Origin of the sequence: Kitasatospora sp. NPDC058046, from assembly GCF_042885595.1 — a bacterium.
Lineage (GTDB): Bacteria > Actinomycetota > Actinomycetes > Streptomycetales > Streptomycetaceae > Kitasatospora.
This window is the reverse complement of record NZ_JBHVRS010000005.1, coordinates 392093-410988: the sequence shown is the minus strand read 5'-3', so window position 1 is coordinate 410988 and position 18896 is coordinate 392093. Positions and strand designations below refer to the sequence as shown.

The following is an 18896-nucleotide window of genomic DNA, read 5'->3' as shown; positions in this document are numbered from 1 at the left end:
CTGCGGTGGCAGCCGGACGCGCCGGATGCCCGCCTGGACGGCAGTGAGCCGGAACTCGACCATGTCCGGCCACTCCGAGAGGACGGCCACCACCTATCGCTCATGCGCGGATGCGGTACGGGATCTCGCCAGGCCCTGGTTGGTTCGAGAATCGCAGCGGCCGCCTCCTGGCGGATGCCGGGCTCAGTCCGTCAGTTCCCAGAGCAGCCGGTAGTAGGCGGTCCGCTCCGGGTCGGGGGCGATGCCGTAGGCGTCGAGCAGTGGCTCCTCCCAGCCCGGGCCGTAGTTCCACTGGGTGCTCCAGGTGGCGATGGCGAGGTCGGCCCAGCGGTCGGCGAGGCCGAGGGTGCCGAGGTCGACGTGGCCGGTGTGGGTGCCGTCGTCGCCGATCAGGGTGTTGGGGGCGCAGGCGTCGCCGTGGCAGACGACGAGGTGGTCGATCGGGGGGATGTCGGCGAGGGTGGCCAGGGCGCGTTCGACGGTGCCGTGGTGGCGCAGTTCCTCCGGCCAGTCGGCCGGGTCGGTGCGGCCCGCTTCCGCCTTGGCCCGGGCGTTCGTCAGGCGTGTTTCGGCGGACCAGTCGAAGGGGCAGTCCGCGACGGGCAGTGCGTCGTGGAGCGCCCGCAGGCCGGCGCCGATGGCGCGGACGGCGGTGGCGGGGTCGCGCTTCCAGTGCTCGTCCACGGCCGACCGGCCGAGCAGGCCCTGGGTGACGAGCCAGGATCCGGTCTCGTCGGCGCCCTCGCCGATGACCGGTGGCACCACGGCGAACCTCGCGGCCCAGCGCAGGCGGGCCGCCTCCGCCGCGAGGTCGATGCCGGTGCCGGTGTCGCTGCCGCTGCCGGCCGGCGTCCACTTCACGAACTGCCGGGTGTCGCCGTGGCCGAGCTGGAAGGTCAGTCCGCCGAGTTCGTTCTCCCAGACGGCCCGGACCGGCCGTCCGGCCGCGAGCTCGGTGACGACGGGTGGCGGCTGGACGGGGCCCTGGGGCGCGGCGGCGATCATCCGCCCATTCTCACCGGGGCGGGCGGCAGTCTGCCAACCGTTTTGCGGGGTTCCGCCGCTACCAGGCGGCCCGGAGGACGTCCTGGGCGAGGTCCTCGACCGACCGGTCGTCCGTCGGGACGCGGACCGCGCCGGCGCCGGGATCTCCTGTCGCCGGGATCTCCCGCCGCCGGGATGGCGGGGCGGCGGCGCTCCCGTTCCCGGGTACGCCGCCGTCCGGCCACCGCCCGTCGGTCTCAGCCGAGCGGCAGGGACTTGAACGCGCGGGCCTGCTCCGTGATGGCGCGTTCGGTGGGCAGCCGTTCCATCGAGGAGGCGCCGAAGAACCCGGCGATCCCGGTGGTGTGCTCCAGCACGTAGCGGGCGTCCTCGGGTTCGGCGATCGGGCCGCCGTGGCAGAGCACGATGATCTCCGGGTTGACCCGCTTCGCGGCGTCGTGCATCTCCTGTACGGCGGCCGCCGCCTGGTCGAGGGTGAGCGCGGTGGCCGCGCCGATGGAGCCCTTGGTGGTGAGCCCGACGTGCGGGACGAGCACGTCGGCGCCGGCCCGGGCCATGTCGGCGGCCTGCTCCGGGTCGAACACGTAGGGGGCGGTGAGCAGTTCGCGCTCGTGGGCCTGGCGGATCATGTCGACCTCCAGGCCGAAGCCCATCCCGGTCTCCTCCAGGTTCGCCCGGAACGTGCCGTCGATCAGTCCGACCGTGGGGAAGTTCTGCACCCCGGTGAAGCCGACGGCCTTCAGCTGGTCCAGGAAGTTGCCCATGATCCGGAACGGGTCGGTGCCGCACACCCCGGCGAGCACCGGCACCTCGCGGACCACCGGCAGGACCTCCCCCGCCATCTCCAGCACGATGGCGTTGGCGTCGCCGTACGGCATCAGGCCCGCCAGCGAGCCGCGGCCGGCCATCCGGTAGCGGCCCGAGTTGTAGATGATCAGCAGATCGACGCCGCCGGCCTCCGCGCACTTGGCGGACAGGCCGGTGCCGGCGCCGGCGCCGATGACCGGCTTCCCTGCGGTGATCTGCGCGGTCAGGCGGGCCAGGGCTTCGGTGCGGTTCACGGGTGGGCTCCTCGTTCGGTGGGTGTCGTTCGGTGGGGGGGGTAACGGCAACGGTCAGGCGTGCGCGGTGATCAGCTGGTGCAACCGGTCGGCGGCCGCGACCGCGAAGGCCGGGTCGTTCAGGTGGGCGTCCAGCTCGCGCAGTTCGACCGGGCCGTCGGCCAGCGCCGAGCGCAGCGCCGCCAGGCCGGCCCGGTCGGCGGCCGGGTCGTGGAACGGCCCGCCCGGCGCGTCCACGGCGGACACCCCGCCGAGCGGCCAGAGCACCGTCACCGGGCCGCGCGCCGCGTTGAGCTTGTGCCCGAGGTCGGCGCCGACGGCGGACATCTCCTCGGCGGTGGTGCGCATCAGGGTCACGGTGGGGTTGTGGACCAGCAGCCGACGTTCGGCGAAGCGCTCCGGAACGGTCTCCCGGGGGCCGAAGTTGACCATGTCCAGCGCGCCCGGCGCGACCACCTGGGGGATGCCGGCCCGTCCGGCCGCGGTCAGCCGGTCGGGCCCGGCGCTGAGCACGCCGCCGACGAGTTCGTCCGCGAGTTCGGTGGTGGTCAGGTCCAGGACGCCGGCCAGGAAGCCGCCCGCGGCCAGCTTCTCCAGCGCCCGGCCGCCGGCCCCGGTGGCATGGAACACCAGGACCTCGTAGCCGAGTTCGTCCAGGCGCTCGCGGGCGGCGTCGACCGCGGGCGTGGTCACGCCGAACATGCTGGCGCCGACCAGCGGGCGGCCGTGCGGACGCGGGGCGGCCAGCACCCGCTCGTGCCGGACGGCCATGCCCGCGGCGGCCGCCGCCGCGTTCCCGAGGATCAGCGAGGACACCGAGTTGATGCCCGCGACGTCCACCACGCTGTACATCAGGGTGACGTCGCTGCTGCCCACGTACGGTGCCACGTCCCCGCCCGCCATGGTGGACACCAGCAGCTTGGGCACGCCGACCGGCAGCGCCTGCATCGCGCGGGCCGCGATGGACGACCCGCCGCTGCCCGCCACCGCCAGGACGGCGTGCAGCCGGCCCGACCGGTACAGCTCGCCGACCAGCCGCTCGGCGCCCTGAGCCATCGCCGTCACGGCCGCCCCGCGGTCGCCCGCGGAGCGCAGCGCCGCCAGGTCGTGCCCGGCGGCCCGGGCGACCTCCTCCGGGCCGAGGTCGGCGGCGGGCGTGCCGGGGGGCGGCGGCAGCACGCCGGCGTCGACCATGACCACCTCGCAGCCGTCCTCCCGCAGCCGCTCGGCGAGCCACGCGTACTCCGCGCCCTTGGTGTCCAGTGTCCCGACCAGTACGACGGTCGCCATGTCCCTGCTCCTTTGAACGGACGGTGCCCCGATCATCCGGCGGGGCCGGGACGGCGGCCAAGACCACTTGCGGGCAAGTGGCCTGCCGTCGGCCCCGGTCACCGGGCCGGATGGCGGCCGGGGCCACCGGGGCATCATGGACGGCATGGACCGGATCCCCGCCACCCGCCTTTCGCGCCTGCTCACCGGCTGGGCCGCCGACGGTCCGGGGGCCCTGCCGCGGCTGCTCGCGGACGCGCTGCGCGAGCTGGCCGAGCGCGGCGACGTGGCCCCCGGCACCGCGCTGCCCTCGCAACGGGCGCTGGCCTCGGCCCTCGGGGTCAGCCGTTCCACCGTCACCTCCGCGTACGGGCTGCTGGAGGCGGAGGGGCGGCTGGAGAGCCGGCACGGCAGCGGCTCGCGGCTGCGCGCCTCGGGGGCGGTCGGCGAGCCCGTCGGCGAGGGGCGGCTCGCCAGTTTCGGCACCCGGGACGGCGTCGTCGACCTCTCCAGCGGGGCGCTGGAGGGCCTGCCCGCCGTGGCGGACGCCCTCGACTCGCTGTCCGGCCGGGACCTCGCCGCCGCACTCGCCGGTGACGGCTACCTCCCGTACGGGCTGCCGCGGCTGCGCGAGCTGCTGGCCGAGCAGTACCGCGCGGCCGGCCTGCCGACCTCGCCGGACCAGATCCTGGTCACGGCCGGGTCCCAGCAGGCGCTCTGGCTGATCACCCAGGGGCTGGTCGAGCCGGGCGACACCGTGGTCGTCGAGGACCCGACCTACCGGGGCGCCCTGGAGGCGCTGCGCGCCCGGGGCGCACGCCTGGTGCCGCTGCCCGCGTACGGCTCCCGCTCCGGTTCCCGAACGGGCTCCCGAACCGACGCGCATGACGCGCACGACGATGGGCCCGCCGCCCTGGCCCGGCTGACCGGCCGGATCCGCCCGCGCCTGGTGTACCTCCAGCCGGCCGTGCACAACCCGACCGGGCGCGCCATGAGCGGGCCGACCCGACGGGCCTGGGCCGCCGTCCTGGCCGAGCGCGGCCTGTACACCGTCGAGGACAACGCGTACGCGGAGCTGTCCCTGTCCGAGGACGGCGCGCCGCCCCCGCTCGCCGCACAGCTGCCGGACGGCACGACCGCGACCATCGGCACCCTCTCCAAGCTCTACTGGGGCGGCCTGCGGCTGGGCTGGATCCGCGCCTCCCGCCCGGTCATCCACCGCCTGGCCGAGCTCCGCAAGTCCGTCGACCTCTCCTGTCCGGTGGTGGAGCAGCTGCTCGCGGTGCGGCTGCTCCAGGGGCTGCCGGAGGCGCGGGCCCGGCGCCGCGCGCAGCTGCGTGAGCGCCTCGCCACGGCCGAGCGGCTGCTCACCGCGCAGGCGCCGCACTGGCGTTGGGAGCGGCCGGCCGGCGGCTCCGCGCTGTGGGTCGAGCTCCCCGGCACCGACGCCGAGGCCACCGCCCAACTGGCCCGCCGGGCCGGGGTCCTGGTGGTGCCCGGGCCCGCCTTCTCCGCCGTCGACGGCTTCCGCAGCCGCCTGCGGCTGCCGTTCGCCGCCCGGCACGACCCGCTCGACCCGCACGACCAGTACGACCGGCTGGCCGCCGCCCTGCCCGTCCTCCTGCACAGCGCCGACCGCGCCGGTCCCGTCCGCTGAGCCGCCGTACCCGCGGAACCGCCGAACCGTCCGCCCCGCCCCCCGGCTCAGCGGCGGAGGGCCTGGCGGGTGCGGCGGGCGAGTCGGTGGGCGCGTTGGACGGCGACGAAGGCGGGCATGGAGTCGGCCTGGGTGAGCCGGTACTTGAGGCGGAGCTGGGGGCTGAGGCCGGCCTGGGCCTCGGGGCCGATGGCCTGGAGGAGCCGGGCGACGTGCTGCTGGTAGGCGGCGCGGTAGGCGCGGTCGCCGTCCGGGACGGTCCAGAAGAACATCGGGATCTCCTCGACCAGGCAGTTGCGGTCGTAGGCGCGCAGGTGCTCGGCGAAGGCGGGTTCGGGGCGGGCGAGCAGCCATTCGCGGACGAGTTCCATCGAACGGACCCGGTCGACGACACCGCGCGGGTCGGTCTTCTTCTGGGTGATGGAGAGGTCGCCGTCCTCGCGCACCCGCCAGTGGTAGACCGGGTCGGCGAGCACGTCGACGCGTGCGGCGAGGAAGTGGTGGGGCACGCTGACCGGGGCGTCCTCGTACAGGATGCCCTCGGGGTACGTCAGGCCGGCGCCGTCGAAGAAGGAGCGCCGGTAGACCTTGTTCCAGGCGGTGCGGTCGGTGACGAGGGCGGGGGTCTCGCCGATGTGGGTGCGCAGCCGGGTCTCGTGGAACGGGCGGCGGTGGGCGTGCGAGGGGCTGAGGCCGGAGGTGCGCAGCCGCAGGGCGTTGCCGGCGGCGAAGTCGGAGCCGGTCCCGTCGAGGGTGCTGATCATCAGCTGGTAGGCGTGCGGCGGCACGACGTCGTCGCTGTCGACGAAGGCCAGGTACTCGGTGCCGGGGGTGAGGTGGCGCCAGCCGGTGTTGCGGGCGGCGCCGAGGCCCTGGTTCCGCTGCCGGACCAGTCGGAAGCGCCCGTCCCGCTCGGTGTACTCCTCGGCGATGACGGGGCCGTCGTCGGTCGAGCCGTCGTCGACCAGGACGCACTCGAAGTCCTCGAACGTCTGGGCCGCGATCGAGTCCAGGCACTCCCCGAGGTAGCGCTCGACGTTGTAGATCGGGACGACGAGGGAGAGACGCGGGGCCATCGCACGGCCTTTCGCTCAGGACACGAGCGGACGGGCCGGGCGGCCGTCGACCGCCGGTCACCGACAGTGGCCCGAGCATACGGACCGTATGCGGCCCGCGGGCGAACGCCGGGTTGAATCGAGCGAGCGGAACGGTGCAATCACCGGTCCGCCGGGGCGTCGGCCGCGCCCGGCGTCAACCCGCCCGCGCGGGACGCCCCTTGGGGCGCAAGGGGAGGGCCCCGGACCGCCCGACCGGTCCGGGGCCCTCCGTCACCCGAACCGGGTCAGGCGCTCTTGACGGCCGCGAAGCGGTCCGAGACGTCCTGCCAGTTGACGACGTCCCACAGGCGGGTGACGTAGTCCGGGCGGACGTTGCGGTACTGCAGGTAGTAGGCGTGCTCCCAGGCGTCGAAGGCCAGCAGCGGGGTGGTGCCCTGGCCGACGTTGCCGTGGTGGTCGTAGACCTGCTCGACGATCAGGCGCTGGCCGAGCGGCTCCCAGGAGAGGATGCCCCAGCCGGAGCCCTGCACGCCGGTGGTGGCGGTGGTGAGCTGCTTCTTGAAGGCGTCGAAGCTGCCGAAGTGCTCGGTGATGGCGTCGGCCAGCTCGCCCTCGGGGCGGTCGCCGCCCTCGGGCGAGAGGTTCTGCCAGAACAGCGAGTGCAGCACGTGGCCCGACAGGTGGAACGCGAAGGTCTTCTGCAGGCCGACCAGGCCGCCGAACTGCTCCTTGTCGCGGGCCTCGGCCAGCTGGTCCAGGGTGTCGTTGGCGCCCTTGACGTACGCGGCGTGGTGCTTGGAGTGGTGCAGCTCCAGGATCTCGGCCGACATCGCCCGCTCCAGCGCGGAGTAGTCGTACGGCAGGTCGGGAAGCGTGTAGGTGCCCATCAGGACACGGCCCCTTTCGGCGGGTTGAACGGTGGTGATCGTGCCGGGACAACACTATTGCGTATCAGTTGCAAGAACGAAGCATGGGCTCCTGCTTATTCCCGCACGTCCCGTCGGGCACAATGACCGCCGCTGACCACCCGTCCGGCCCAGCCGACTCGCCCCGCCCGCCCGACCCGGCCGACCTGCCCGGCCCGTACGCCCCGTCACCCCGGCGGCCCGTCACTCCGCCGCACCGGCGCCCCTCCGGCAACGTTTCGGTCTCGTAGACCGGCAATCCGTTCCCGGGGCTTCCCTCCGTGTTCGCCGTTGTGCCATTTTACATGTCACACAGCAAGGCCCGTGCGCCCCACGCAGCGCGGCCACCCCCACCCTCAACGGCCCCGGAGGCCCCCACAGATGCGTCCCTCCTCGATAGCGAAGGACGGCGCGCGCAGACTCCCTGCGCTCGGCACCGCCCTCCTCCTCTCGCTCGGCCTGTTCGCACCCGCGGCGCAGGCCGCCGCCCCCGCGGCCGCCCCGGCCGGTCAGCCCGCCACCTCGGCCGGCCAGACCGCCGCACCGCGCACGATCCCGGTGCCCAAGTCCCCCGACACCCCCAAGGACGCCCGTCCGCTGGTCTCGGACCCGCAGGCCAAGGCCACCGCCCCGACGGCGGGCAGCACCGTCGGCGCCGCCAGGTCGGCACGGGCGCTCACCGCCGCCGCCTGCGACGTCTCCGCCTTCACCGGCAAGTCCGGTGCCGCGCTGGTCCAGCAGGTCAAGGGGGCCGGTCTCGACTGCGTCAACACCCTGTTCACGCTGACCGGCAACGACGCCAAGGGCGCCTTCAACGAGGCCCAGATGGTCACCGTCGCCAACGCCCTGCGCGACACCGCCGCCACCTACCCCGGCGACAACTCCACCTCCGCCGGGCAGCTGGTGCTCTTCCTGCGGGCCGGCTACTACGTGCAGTGGTACAACAAGGACGTCGTGGGCCCGTACGGCACCGGCCTCCAGACCGCCATCCGCGGTGCGCTGGACGCCTTCTACGCCGCCCCGCACAGCAAGGACGCCACCGACGCCAACGGTGCCACCCTCGCCGAGGCCGTCACCCTGATCGACAGCGCCCAGGAGAACGCCCGCTACACCGGCGTCGTCAAGCGGCTGCTGAACGACTACACCGGCAGCTGGCCCGCCACGATGGCCACCGCCGTGGCCAACACCGAGACCGTCATCGAGCGCGGCTTCGACCTGCCGGAGTTCGTCTCCGCCCTCCAGGCCGACCCGACCTTCGCGACCACCGTGTCGTCCTTCGTCACCCGCAACAGCGGCCAGCTCAACGGCGGCGACACCGTCACCAAGATCGGCATCCAGCTCGGCAACCTGGTCGCCAACGACGCGCTGCGCGCCCAGGGCCGGCCGATCGTCAAGGACCTGATCAACCGCTACCCGCTGGTCGGCAACACCGGTCCGCTCACCATGAACCTGCTCTGGTTCACGGAGAAGAAGGACGCCGGCAACTGCTCCTACTACGGCACCTGTGACGTCCCGGCCAAGCTCGTGCCGCTGGTGCTCACCGTCGACCACACCTGCAACGCCAACCTGCGCATCCGCGCCCAGGACATGACCGCGCAGCAGCTCGCCGACACCTGCACCAGCCTGGTCAACCAGGACGCGTTCTTCCACAAGGTGGTCAAGGACAACGGCCCGGTCCCGAACGACAACAACACCAACCTCGAGGTCGTCGTCTTCGACGACTACTACAACTACAGCCTGTACGCCTGGGAGATGTACAAGATCGACGTCGACAACGGCGGCATGTACGAGGAGGGCAACCCGGCCACGGTCGGCAACCAGGCCCGCTTCATCGCCCACGAGGCCTCCTGGCTGCGCCCCCAGTTCCAGATCTGGAACCTCAACCACGAGTACACCCACTACCTCGACGGCCGCTACGACATGTACGGCGACTTCGAGGCCGGCATGACCACCCCGACCATCTGGTGGGTCGAGGGCCTCGCCGAGTACGTCTCCTACAGCTACCGCGGCGCCCACTACGACGACGCGGTCGCCCAGGCCGGCAAGGGCACCTATGCGCTGAGCACCCTGTTCGACACCACCTACGACAACGCGGACTCCACCCGGATCTACAACTGGGGCTACCTGGCCGTCCGCTACATGCTCCAGTCGCACCCGCAGGACGTCGACGCGCTGCTCGCCAAGTACCGCGCCGGTGACTGGAACGGCGCCCGCACCCTGCTGAAGACCACCATCGGCACCGCGTACGACGCCGACTTCGCCACCTGGCTCAAGGCCTGCGCCGCCGACAACTGCGGCTCGCTGCCCACCACCGAGCAGCCCAAGGCCCCGCTCTGCACCGCCACCGACGCCCGGCAGTACGACAAGAACTGCCGCCGCGACAACGTCGCCGCCACCACCGGGAACTACAGCTACAGCTTCCTGAACCTGCCGGCCGGCGTGAAGCAGCTGACCATCACCACCAGCGGGGGCACCGGCAACGCCGACCTCTACTACAACGCCGGCTCCTGGGCCACCACCGGCTCCTCCACGGCCAAGTCCGCCACCGGCGGCAACGGTGAGACCCTGACCATCACCAACCCTCCGGCCGGCTACGTCTTCTTCAGCCTCTACGCCCAGCAGGGCTTCGGCGGCGTCACGGTCACCACGACCTACAACTGACACCGACGCCCCACGACCGACCGACTGCCGCAGGCAGCAGGGCCCCGCGACTTCGCGGGGCCCTTTCGCTTTCCCGTTCCGACCCCCCCGCCCGGGGATATCCAGGGGTTATAACGATTCGGCCATCGAATAGGCCGTCAACGGCCCGTAAGAGATCGCATATTCCTCTGCCGAGGGGGTGTCCGGGCGGCGAAGTTTCGGTTAGTGTCCATGAACAGATCAACCGGTTCGGCCTCCGGCAACGGAATGCCGAATATCTCTGACGGCTCGGGTGCGGCATTCTCGCCACACCCGCCAATCCCCGGAATGGAGAGTTAGTCATGAAGATGGTCAAGGCGCTCGTCAAGAAGTTCAAGAAGAACGACGACCTCGCGAACCACGCGTGGGTGCTGCACGTTATCTAACGTGTCCAGCCGCTGGCGGGGGCCGGGTCGGCCGTGCCCCCGCCGGCGCCACGGCGCGTCCGGGATTCCTCCGCGCGCCACGCCGAACACACTGACCTGCCATTTCGCATTGGAGGCCGGATTCCCGTGGAAGAAATGGCGACGGCAACCGCGCGCAGCCGTTCCCTCGTGTTCGCCCCGAGGATTCAGGAGCTGCTGGCCAGGGACGAGAAGGTGTTCCGGATCGACCCGTCGAAGGTCGGCGTCTCGGACTCCCGGCTGATGGCCGAAATCGTCGCGGCCCGCCCCGTCCTTTCCACCGAGCGATCGGTCTACAAGCCCGCCGCCGGCTCCGACATCCCCCACGACAGCGCGACGCGCACCATCCGCGCACTGGGGCAGGACGCCATGGCGGGCATCCGCAAGCCGCCGCCCCCGGCGCGCGGCATGGCCGGCTCCTGGCCCTACGCGGGCACCTCCTACCTGCGCCGCTGGCTGTTCTCCGACGACCCGCTGCCGGTCTCCCTGCTGTCGAAGCGCGGCGTCACCCGCTCCGACACCCTCTCCCGGCTCGTCGACCGCGCCGTCACCGCCTGGCCCGGCTCCGCCGACCAGGACGGGGGCACCGAACTGGCCGGACTGATCCGCGGCGCCGACGAGACGCTGGAACGCAAGCAGGCCATCGCGATGTACCGGCGGGCGACGGCGACCCTCTGCGACGGCGTGGCCGCCCTGGCCGGCAACGCCCTGTGGCTCATGGGCCCGGAACGGGACCGGCCGGAGCACCGCGCCGAGCTCACCGACGTCCTCTGGGAGACCCTGCGCCTGCTCCCGCCCGCCTGGATGCTCTACCGCAACGGCGGCGCGGCCTACACCGAACTCCACCCCGAGATCCGGCCCGAGGACGACGTCGCGCTCTTCCCGCTGCTGATGCACCGCCACCCCGACTACTGGTCCGACCCGCTGGACTTCCGCCCCGAGCGCTGGGACGGCGTCGCGGACCCGGAGAAGACACCCGGGTTCATGCCCTTCGGCTTCGACGGCGCCCGCTGCTGGGCCAAGCACCTGATCGTGCCGCTGGCCGAGCAGCTGCTGACCGCGGCCCTGGACAACCGGCTGGTCGTCCACAGCCCGCGGCAGGACGCGCAGGTGCCGCTGCGCTCGCTGCTCGCCGTACGGTTCGAGGCGCGGGTCCGGGCCTGACGCCCCGGCGCCGCCTCCGGAACACCCCCGCCGCCCCGGAAGACCCCTGACACCACGGGACACACCATGGAATCGCCCACACTGGCCGACTGGGTCGGCGACGTCGACGGCTTCACCGGCCGCCAGTGGCAGCGCGAGCCCGCGCTCTTCCCCCGGAAGGCCCCGGAGGCGCCCGCCGCGCCCGCCACGCCCGCCTCGCCCTTCGACCTCGACGAACTCGACGCCGCCTTCGACGGCGGGCTGCTGCGCACGCCCTACCTGGAGATGGTCCGCTCTGACAAGGTGACCATCCCGCCGGAGGCCTTCACCACCTCGCGCACCGTCAACGGCACGGCGCACCACGGCTTCGCGGACCGCGCGAAGGTGCTCGCCCAGCTGCGCCGCGGGGCGACCCTGCTGCTGCGCTGCGTCGACCAGTGGCACCGCCCGACCGGCGAACTGGTGGCCCGACTGTCCGAGGAACTCGACCGGCGGGTGGAGGCCTTCTTCTTCGTCACCCCGGCCGGCGCCCAGGGCCTCGCCGTGCACCGCGACGACGCCGACGTGTTCGTCCTCCAGGCCGCCGGACGCAAGACCTGGTACGTCCACGACGCGCCGACGACCGCGGACTGGCGGCTCGGCGAACTCCCCGAGGACGAGCGCTCCCCGCTGCGCCTGCACGGCGTCCTGGAACCCGGCGGCGTGCTCTACATCCCGCGCGGCTTCGCCCACCGGGCGGTCGGCGCCGGGGGCCTGTCCGCCCACCTGTCGCTGACCGTCCGCGACCTCTCCGTCCAGGACCTGCGCACCGCCCTGGAAGGGCAGTTGGCCGAAGGCCTCGGCCTGCCCGCCCGCCCGCTCGGCGAGCCCGCGATCACCGACGCCTGCGCCGCCCTGCTCGCCCACGCCCGGACGAGGCTCGACGCGCTCGGACCGGAGGACCTCCTGCGCGCCGCCCGCGCCGCCCGGACCGGCACCCCCCACGCCCCGGCAGCCCCGGCCGGACCCGCGGAAACCCTCACCGAGGCCGCCCGCACCTGGGAGTCCGCCACCCCCGCCGACGGCCGCCCCGGGCTCGCCTCCGTCGGCCGCACCTGGCGCCGCCTGCGCGGCGCGGCCGGGTAGCCTGCGGCGACGGCAGCGACAGCCCGGTGTACGGAATCCGCCTCGATGATCTGATCGACCGACAGGATGCCTCGGACTGACTGACGTTCGACCGGCGAAGCCGCCCCGACTCGACGATCCTCTCCGTTCCGGGCAGCACTGGGGCAGACTGCTCACCATGCGATCAGATGATCAGAGGGACGTCCTGCCCAAGCCCGTCCTGCCGGACGTCGCCGCCGCCCGCGCGATCGGTCCCGAGGCCGCGGTGGAGGCCCGCTGGGAGGGGATCGTCCTGTCCTGGGAATGGCTCCAGCAGGACATCGGGCACGGCCCCGGCAGCTGCCACGACGGCCTGGTGCGGCTGCTGAAGGCCGCCCGCGCCGAGCCCCGGCTGGGCCGGCTCTTCCCCTGGACCAGCCACCACGACCTGCACTTCAGCCTGTCGACCTCGGCCCCGTGGACCGCCGCGGGCGTGCCGTTCGCCGTTCCGCTGGACGGCGGCGGCTACCAGGTCCGCGGCCAGGGCGGCGCCGGGGTGCTCGGCACGCCCGCCACCCCGGAGGAGGCCGTCGCCCTGCTCGTCGACCACCTCCCGCCGGACCTCGGGCCGGTGTTCAACCACCCGGCGGACGAACCGCGCTGAGGCCGCCGGGGTGGCAGCGCCCCGCACCGGGGGTCACGATGGAAGCCCGGCCACCTCCGGCCCCGGCCCGATCGGAGCGCGATGAGCGACCAGCACAACGTCGTCCTGCTGACCTTCCCCGACGCCGCCGCCTGGCGCCCGGCCTTCGACGAGGCGCAGCACCTGCCGGGCCTGCGGATGGTGGCGGCGATGGAGCGCAGCGCCGACGGGCTGCTGGAGGTCGCGGACACCTTCACCCGGGGCGCGGGGGTGGCGACCGTCGGCTCGGGTGTGCTGGGCGGCCTGATCGGGCTGCTCGGCGGGCCGGTCGGCGTGCTGCTGGGCTTCGCGGCCGGCGCGGCGCTCGGCAACGCGGCCGAGGAGCACCAGGCGAGCGAGGGCGGCGCCGGGCTGATCATGCTCTCGCCCCGGGTGCCGGACGGCGGGGCGCTGCTCGCCGTGGAGCTCCGGGAGTCCTCGCCCGCCCCGGCGGACGAGCTGGCCGCCCGGCACGGGGCCTCGGTCGAGCGGATCGACGCGCGCGAGTTCGCCGAGCGGGTCCGGGCGGCCGAGCAGAAGGCGGACGACGCCGGGGCCTCCTGAACGGCACGGGGCCTTCTGAGCCGCGCGGGGGCCTCCTGAGCCGCGCCGGGGCCGTACGGGACCGGGCGTCCGGTCCCGTACGGCCCCCGCCGTCACTCCGCCCGTAGCGCGTCCACGGTGCGCGCCCGCGCCGCCCGTACGGCCGGGAGCAGCGCGCCGAGCAGGGCGATCGGCACGCCGCCGAGGCCGAGCAGGACCAGCGCCGGGGTGCCGAAGACGTCCAGCGCGGCGGGCGGGAAGTTCAGCCCGGCGCTGTGGCCCATCGCGGGCACCGTCAGGCCGTGCAGCAGCAGCCCCGCCGGCAGGCCGATCGCGCCGCCGACGGCACCGGTCAGCAGGACCGAGGCGAGGACGACGCCCACGGTCTGGGCCGGGGTCATGCCGAGCGCCTTGGCGACGCCGGTGTCCCGGGTGCGCTCGCGGATCTCCAGGACGACGGTGTTGAACACCCCGAGCCCGGCGACCACGAGCAGCAGCAGGGTGAGCGTGGCGGTGAGCGAGTTCAGGGCGGCGATCGAGCCGCTGGAGCCGTGCGGCCCGCCGGTGTCGGCGGTCATGTGTGCCGGGGCGAGCGCGGCGGTGAGGGCGGCGGCGTAACCGGCGCGGTCAGTGCCCGGCTTCAGCTTGACGAACCAGAAGTCGGGGGTCGGGGCCGTTCCGGGCGGGTAGCTGCCGGCGTCGGTGAGCAGTTCGTTGGTCTGCACGTGCGGGTCGAAGACCTCGCCGACGATCCGGACGGTGACGGCCCGGCCGTGGGTCGTGAAGGTCACCTGGTCTCCGAGGTTGACGGAGGCCTCGGTCAGGAAGGTGGACGGGGCGACGGCCTCGCCCGGGCCCCGGTACCAGCGGCCGCTGACCATCTTGTAGCCCGCCCGGGAGGAGTCGCCGTCGAAGGCGGTCACCGTGGTGGCGCCGGCCACCCCGGGGACGGTGACGTCCTCGGTGCCGTTGCCGAGGTACCCGGCGGTGCCCGGCTGGGCGTCCAGCGCGGCGGTGACCACGGCCCGGTTGGCCGGGACGGGACTGGCCGGCGCCGTTCCGGGCGGGCCGTCCGGCCGGACCGGGTGCACCGCGACGTCCCCCGCGTCGCGGGTCTTCGCCTCCTGCACCCAGCTCATCGTCCCGCCCATGCCCACCGCGAAGACGGCCGCCGCCGTGCCGAACAGCACCGCCGCGAGCATTCCGGCCGCGCGGGCCGGGCGGGCGAAGGGCTGGGCGAGGCCGAAGCTGAGCGGCCTGGGCAGCGGCAGCCGGGCGGCCACCGCGGCGGCGCGGGCGGCCAGGACGTCCCGCCGGGTGCCGCCCGCGGTCCGGCCGACGGCGAGCGCGTCCACCGTGCGCAGCCGGCCGGCCCGGGCGGCGGCGGCGGCCCAGGCGACCAGCGCGACGGCGGCCAGGGTGCCGCCGGCCACCGCGACGTCCACCCAGGGGGCGAGGCCGGAGGTGTCGGTGCCGTACAGCGAGCCGGTGGTGGCGAGCACCGGGACGGTCAGCGCGTTGCCCACGACGACCCCGAGCAGGGTGCCGACGGCGGCCGGGACCAGCGCCTGGGCGACGTACGCCCGCACCACCTGGGCGGGGGTACAGCCGAGCGCCTTGAGCACGCCGATCCGGCGGGTGGCGGTGCCGACCGCGCCGGCCACCACATTGCCCGCGACCAGCACGGACATCGCCATGCCGAGCAGGCCGAAGGCGACCATGAAGGGCAGGAACAGCGCGGTGTTGCGGTCCGATCCCTGTTTGGCGGTGAGCCAGGACTGGGCGCCGGTGAGCGCCCCGGCGGGGGCGGCGGCGGTGACGGCGGCCCGGTCGGCGGCCATGGCGTCGGCGCTGCCGGCGTCGCTGAAGCGGTAGAGCATCTGGTAGCCGGGGGTGCTGCCGGGCGCGGTGAGGGCGGCGACGGTCTCCGGGGTCACCCAGGCGTCGGCGGTACGGCTGACGGAGCGGGCGAGGCCGACGACCTTGAGGGTCGGCGCCCCCGGCAGGCCGGGCACCCGCAGGCTGCCGCCCAGCCCCCTCGGCTGGTCGTGGTATCCGGCGTCGACCACCACCTCGCCCGGCTGCTGCGGCCAACTCCCTTGGACCAGGGTGATGTTGTCGACGCCGACGGTGGCCGAGCCACGCCCGGCGACGGTCATCGGCCCCATCGTCACCCCGGGCGGCATGCCCAGGCCGGGCCCCGGCTCGGGGTCGACGGTGACGGTGCGGTACGGCCCGGCGGCGGCCGCCACCCCGGGGGCGTGCGCGGTGGCGGCGAGCTGGTCGGCGCTCGCCCGGGCGCCGTCGAAGCGCGCGGTGAGGTGGGCGCCGTGCTGGTGGTCGAAGGCCTGGTCGAAGGGGTCCTGGGAGGCGACCAGCAGCGAGCCGCCGAGGACGGAGCAGGTGGTGGCCACCAGGGCGGCCAGCCCGACCGCGACGGACTGCGTCCGGCGCCTGCGCACACCGGCCCGGACGACCCTGCCGAGCGCGCTCATGCCGTCACCGCCGGGCCCGGAGCCGTACCCGAAGTCGAAGCCGCGGCCGCACCCGAAGCCACGTCCGGCCCCGAAGTCGGCCCCGGACCCGAGTCCGCCTCGACCCGGCCGTCCCGCATCCGCACGGTGCGGGTGGCGCAGTCCTCGGCCAGGGCCAGGTCGTGGGTGACGAGCAGGACGGTCTGCCCGTCCTCGTGCAGTTCCCGGAACAGCTCCTTGACGTCCTCGCCCGAGGCCGAGTCCAGCGCCCCGGTCGGCTCGTCCGCCAGCAGCAGTGTCGGCCGGTTCATCAACGCCCGTGCCACCGCGACGCGTTGGCGCTCGCCGCCGGAGAGCCGGCCCGGGTGGGCGCGGGCGTGCCGGTCGATGCCGAGGCTCTCCAGCAGTTCGGCGGCCCGGCGCCGGGCCTCGGCACGCGGGACGCCGGCCAGTTCGCCGGCCAGCACCACGTTGTCGGCCACGGTGAGGTCGTCCAGCAGGTTGAAGAACTGGAACACCATGCCGATCGTGCCGCGCCGGTAGCGGGCCGAGGCCGCCTCGCCCAGCCGGTCCACCCGCACCCCGGCCACGGTGACCGTCCCGGCGCTCGGCCGGTCCAGCCCGGCGACCAGGTTCAGCAGGGTGGACTTCCCGCTGCCGGACGGGCCGAGCACGGCCACCGACTCCCCCGTCCGCACGCTCAGCGTGACCCCGTCCAGGGCCGCCCGGGCGCCCTCGTAGTGACGGCTCACCCCGTTCAGTTCGATCACCGGATCGCCGCTCATGTCCCCGCTCCTCGTCGTTGCCCGCCTGCTGACGAGGACGAAGGTACGAACGGGCGGCCCGCGCCCGCGTCAGCCGTCCGCCGCACCATCGCTACCGCGTCCGGCGGACCCGGGCGCGGCGTCATCCTTCCGACGTAGTCGCCGGGTGTACCCGCCGCCCGCCACCCGCGGGGCTGTCCCCCGGCGCCCGCGGCCCCCACAATGTCCCGGTGATCAACCATCCGACGGTGCGGCGGCTGCGCGCGGCGGTCCGGCTGGCCGGCGGCCCGGGCGGACCGCCGCCGCACCGGCCGACCAGGCGCGGCCTGGCCTTCGACCTGGCCCTGGCCCTCTTCCTCGCGCTCACCGGCGGGCGCTACGCGACCATCGCGCAGAACCCCGGCCATCCGGACCGGCACAGCCTGTTGCTGCTGCTGGTGCCGCTCGTCCCGCTGCCGCTGGTGCTGCGCCGGCGCCACCCGCTGGCGGTGCTCTGGGTGGTCCTGCCCGCCGCGCTGCTGGTCCGGCACGAGTCGGAGGACATCGCGTACGCGGCGGGCGTGGCGGTGATCGTCGCCGCGTACAGCGCCGCCGCGTACGGGCGCCGTGCGACGGCCCTGCTGCTGAGCCTGCCGGCCGCGACCGCCGCCCTCGTGGTGCTCTTCGCCGCGGCCAAGCTGCCGCACTTCCCCAACGGGGTGATGGCCGTCCTGGTCCTGGTGCCGGTGTTCGCGGTCGCCTACGAACTGCGGATGTGGCGCCGCCGGGTGGACGAGGGGCGGGAGCGGCTCTCCGCCCTGGAGCGCGGGCAGCTGGCCGCGCTGGAGCGCGCGGTGGAGCTCGAACGGGCCCGGATCGCCCGGGAGTTGCACGACGTCGTCACCCACAACGTGAGCATGATGACGATCCAGGCCGGGGCGGCCCGCAAGATCCTGGACACCGCCCCGGACAAGGCCCGCGAGGCGATGGCCGCGGTGGAGTCCGGCGGGCGCGCGGCGATGACCGAACTGCGGCACGTGATGGGCCTGTTGACCATCGACTCGGAGAGCGCCGGCGACCCGGCCGCCGAGGCCGACCTCAGCCCGCAGCCGGGCCTCGGCCGCCTGGAGGCGCTGGTCCACGGCGTCCGGCAGGCCGGGCTGCCGGTCGAGCTGACCGTCCGCGGCGAGCGCCGGCCCGTCCCGCCCGGGGTCGAGCTGGCCGCCTACCGGGTGGTCCAGGAGGCGCTCACCAACACCGTCAAGCACGCGTCCGGCGCCGACGCCGCGGTGACCGTCGAGTACGCCCCCGACCGGCTGCTGGTCGAGGTCACCGACACCGGCGGCCGCCCCACCGGCGCCGCCGCCACCGGCAACGGACGCGGCCTGCTCGGCCTGCGCGAACGCCTCGCCGTCTACGGCGGCACCCTGCACACGGGCCCCCGGCCGCGCGGCGGCTACCGCGTCAAGGCCCTTGTCCCCCTGGAGAGTTCATGAACGAGCAGCCGCTGCGGGTGGTGGTCGCCGACGACCAGGCCCTGGTCCGCACCGGGTTCCGGCTGATCCTGGAGTCGGAGGGCATCGACGTGGTGGCCGAGGCCGAGGACGGCGAACAGGCCGTCGCCGCCGTCCGGCGCACCAGGCCGGACGTGGTGCTGCTGGACATCCGGATGCCCGGCCTGGACGGGCTGGAGGCCGCCCGCCGGATCCTGGCGGACGGGGCGCGGCAGCCGCCCCGGATCATCATGCTGACCACCTTCGACCTCGACCACTACGTCTACGCGGCGATGGCCGCCGGGGCCAGCGGCTTCCTGCTGAAGGACGTCACCCCGGAGCACCTGGCGGCCGCCGTCCGGCTGGTCCGCACCGGGGACGCGCTGCTCGCCCCGGCGATCACCCGCCGCCTGGTCGAGCGCTTCGCCCGCCCGGACGACCCGGGCGCCGCCGCCATCGCCCCGCACCGGGAGCTGGGCACGCTCACCCCGCGCGAGCTGGAGGTGATGGCGCTGCTCGCCCGCGGCCTCAGCAACGCCGAACTCGCCGCCCGGCTGGGGCTGTCCGAGGCGACGGTGAAGACGCACGTGGCCCGGATCCTCGGCAAGCTGGGCCTGCGGGACCGGGCCCAGGTGGTGGTCGCGGCGTACGAGACCGGGCTGGTCAGCGTGGGGTCCGCGGACGCCGCCCGGTAGCG

Annotated in this window: 15 protein-coding genes; 8 read left to right on the top strand and 7 right to left on the bottom strand. The window is 74.4% G+C overall.

Features of this window, described 5'->3' with window-relative positions:
- Nucleotides 1–183: 183 nt before the first annotated feature.
- The 3 genes from ACFVU7_RS14100 to ACFVU7_RS14090 form a co-directional block, all read right to left on the bottom strand.
- The gene (locus tag ACFVU7_RS14100; protein WP_388045183.1) at nt 184–1005 is read right to left on the bottom strand and encodes an aminoglycoside 3'-phosphotransferase; all 822 of its coding nucleotides are present in this window, start codon (nt 1003–1005) and stop codon (nt 184–186) included.
- A gap of 236 nt (nt 1006–1241) precedes the next feature.
- Nucleotides 1242–2066, bottom strand: a complete 825-nt coding sequence (locus tag ACFVU7_RS14095; RefSeq protein ID WP_074002548.1) for a phosphoenolpyruvate hydrolase family protein — start codon at nt 2064–2066, stop codon at nt 1242–1244.
- A gap of 54 nt (nt 2067–2120) precedes the next feature.
- The gene (locus ACFVU7_RS14090; RefSeq protein ID WP_388045182.1) at nt 2121–3356 is read right to left on the bottom strand and encodes a Tm-1-like ATP-binding domain-containing protein; all 1236 of its coding nucleotides are present in this window, start codon (nt 3354–3356) and stop codon (nt 2121–2123) included.
- Between the two features lie 145 nt (nt 3357–3501).
- Here ACFVU7_RS14090 and ACFVU7_RS14085 point away from each other — a divergent pair, with 145 nt between their 5' ends.
- Nucleotides 3502–4992, top strand: coding sequence for a PLP-dependent aminotransferase family protein (locus ACFVU7_RS14085; protein ID WP_388045181.1), 1491 nt, complete (start codon nt 3502–3504; stop codon nt 4990–4992).
- A 47-nt stretch (nt 4993–5039) separates the two neighbouring features.
- Here ACFVU7_RS14085 and ACFVU7_RS14080 read toward each other — a convergent pair whose 3' ends face one another.
- Together ACFVU7_RS14080 and ACFVU7_RS14075 are read right to left on the bottom strand one after the other, a co-directional pair.
- Nucleotides 5040–6068 carry a glycosyltransferase family 2 protein gene (locus ACFVU7_RS14080; protein ID WP_117487007.1) on the bottom strand — a complete coding sequence of 343 codons (1029 nt, stop codon included), beginning with the start codon at nt 6066–6068 and terminating at the stop codon, nt 5040–5042.
- Nucleotides 6069–6334: 266 nt separating this feature from the next.
- Nucleotides 6335–6937, bottom strand: coding sequence for a superoxide dismutase (locus ACFVU7_RS14075; protein ID WP_049649981.1), 603 nt, complete (start codon nt 6935–6937; stop codon nt 6335–6337).
- A 399-nt stretch (nt 6938–7336) separates the two neighbouring features.
- Here ACFVU7_RS14075 and ACFVU7_RS14070 point away from each other — a divergent pair, with 399 nt between their 5' ends.
- From ACFVU7_RS14070 to ACFVU7_RS14050, 5 genes are all read left to right on the top strand, one after another.
- Nucleotides 7337–9616 (top strand): M9 family metallopeptidase, encoded by a 2280-nt coding sequence (locus ACFVU7_RS14070; protein WP_388045180.1) that lies wholly within the window; start codon nt 7337–7339, stop codon nt 9614–9616.
- A 539-nt stretch (nt 9617–10155) separates the two neighbouring features.
- The gene (locus ACFVU7_RS14065; protein WP_388045179.1) at nt 10156–11202 is read left to right on the top strand and encodes a cytochrome P450; all 1047 of its coding nucleotides are present in this window, start codon (nt 10156–10158) and stop codon (nt 11200–11202) included.
- Nucleotides 11203–11268: 66 nt separating this feature from the next.
- On the top strand, nt 11269–12306 hold the full coding sequence (locus ACFVU7_RS14060; protein ID WP_388045178.1) for a JmjC domain-containing protein: 1038 nt from the start codon (nt 11269–11271) through the stop codon (nt 12304–12306).
- A 157-nt stretch (nt 12307–12463) separates the two neighbouring features.
- Complete coding sequence (locus ACFVU7_RS14055; protein WP_388045177.1) at nt 12464–12928, top strand: DUF6193 family natural product biosynthesis protein; 465 nt, start codon at nt 12464–12466, stop codon at nt 12926–12928.
- Between the two features lie 81 nt (nt 12929–13009).
- Entirely contained in the window at nt 13010–13510 is a 501-nt protein-coding gene (locus ACFVU7_RS14050; protein WP_388045176.1) for a histidine kinase, read from the top strand.
- A gap of 92 nt (nt 13511–13602) precedes the next feature.
- Here ACFVU7_RS14050 and ACFVU7_RS14045 read toward each other — a convergent pair whose 3' ends face one another.
- Nucleotides 13603–15984, bottom strand: a complete 2382-nt coding sequence (locus tag ACFVU7_RS14045; RefSeq protein WP_388045175.1) for an FtsX-like permease family protein — start codon at nt 15982–15984, stop codon at nt 13603–13605.
- A complete protein-coding gene (locus ACFVU7_RS14040) occupies nt 15981–16748 on the bottom strand; it encodes an ABC transporter ATP-binding protein (RefSeq protein ID WP_380745494.1) in 768 nt (255 codons plus the stop codon). Before ACFVU7_RS14040 ends, ACFVU7_RS14045 begins: the two co-directional genes overlap by 4 nt.
- 209 nt (nt 16749–16957) lie before the next feature.
- Between ACFVU7_RS14040 and ACFVU7_RS14035 the strand changes: the two genes are divergently transcribed.
- Complete coding sequence (locus ACFVU7_RS14035) at nt 16958–18202, top strand: sensor histidine kinase (RefSeq protein ID WP_388045174.1); 1245 nt, start codon at nt 16958–16960, stop codon at nt 18200–18202.
- Nucleotides 18199–18894 carry a response regulator gene (locus tag ACFVU7_RS14030; RefSeq protein ID WP_388045173.1) on the top strand — a complete coding sequence of 232 codons (696 nt, stop codon included), beginning with the start codon at nt 18199–18201 and terminating at the stop codon, nt 18892–18894. Before ACFVU7_RS14035 ends, ACFVU7_RS14030 begins: the two co-directional genes overlap by 4 nt.
- Nucleotides 18895–18896 lie beyond the last annotated feature (2 nt).

Excerpts from the sequence above, each read along its gene's own strand:
- ACFVU7_RS14045 (WP_388045175.1), bottom strand. The coding sequence starts at position 15,984 with ATGAGCGCGCTCGGCAGGGTCGTCCGGGCCGGTGTGCGCAGGCGCCGG.
- ACFVU7_RS14100 (WP_388045183.1), bottom strand. The coding sequence starts at position 1,005 with ATGATCGCCGCCGCGCCCCAGGGCCCCGTCCAGCCGCCACCCGTCGTC.
- ACFVU7_RS14040 (WP_380745494.1), bottom strand. The coding sequence starts at position 16,748 with ATGAGCGGCGATCCGGTGATCGAACTGAACGGGGTGAGCCGTCACTAC.
- ACFVU7_RS14085 (WP_388045181.1), top strand. The coding sequence starts at position 3,502 with ATGGACCGGATCCCCGCCACCCGCCTTTCGCGCCTGCTCACCGGCTGG.
- ACFVU7_RS14075 (WP_049649981.1), bottom strand. The coding sequence starts at position 6,937 with ATGGGCACCTACACGCTTCCCGACCTGCCGTACGACTACTCCGCGCTG.
- ACFVU7_RS14065 (WP_388045179.1), top strand. The coding sequence starts at position 10,156 with ATGGCGACGGCAACCGCGCGCAGCCGTTCCCTCGTGTTCGCCCCGAGG.
- ACFVU7_RS14060 (WP_388045178.1), top strand. The coding sequence starts at position 11,269 with ATGGAATCGCCCACACTGGCCGACTGGGTCGGCGACGTCGACGGCTTC.
- ACFVU7_RS14030 (WP_388045173.1), top strand. The coding sequence starts at position 18,199 with ATGAACGAGCAGCCGCTGCGGGTGGTGGTCGCCGACGACCAGGCCCTG.
- ACFVU7_RS14055 (WP_388045177.1), top strand. The coding sequence starts at position 12,464 with ATGCGATCAGATGATCAGAGGGACGTCCTGCCCAAGCCCGTCCTGCCG.
- ACFVU7_RS14070 (WP_388045180.1), top strand. The coding sequence starts at position 7,337 with ATGCGTCCCTCCTCGATAGCGAAGGACGGCGCGCGCAGACTCCCTGCG.
- ACFVU7_RS14080 (WP_117487007.1), bottom strand. The coding sequence starts at position 6,068 with ATGGCCCCGCGTCTCTCCCTCGTCGTCCCGATCTACAACGTCGAGCGC.
- ACFVU7_RS14050 (WP_388045176.1), top strand. The coding sequence starts at position 13,010 with ATGAGCGACCAGCACAACGTCGTCCTGCTGACCTTCCCCGACGCCGCC.
- ACFVU7_RS14090 (WP_388045182.1), bottom strand. The coding sequence starts at position 3,356 with ATGGCGACCGTCGTACTGGTCGGGACACTGGACACCAAGGGCGCGGAG.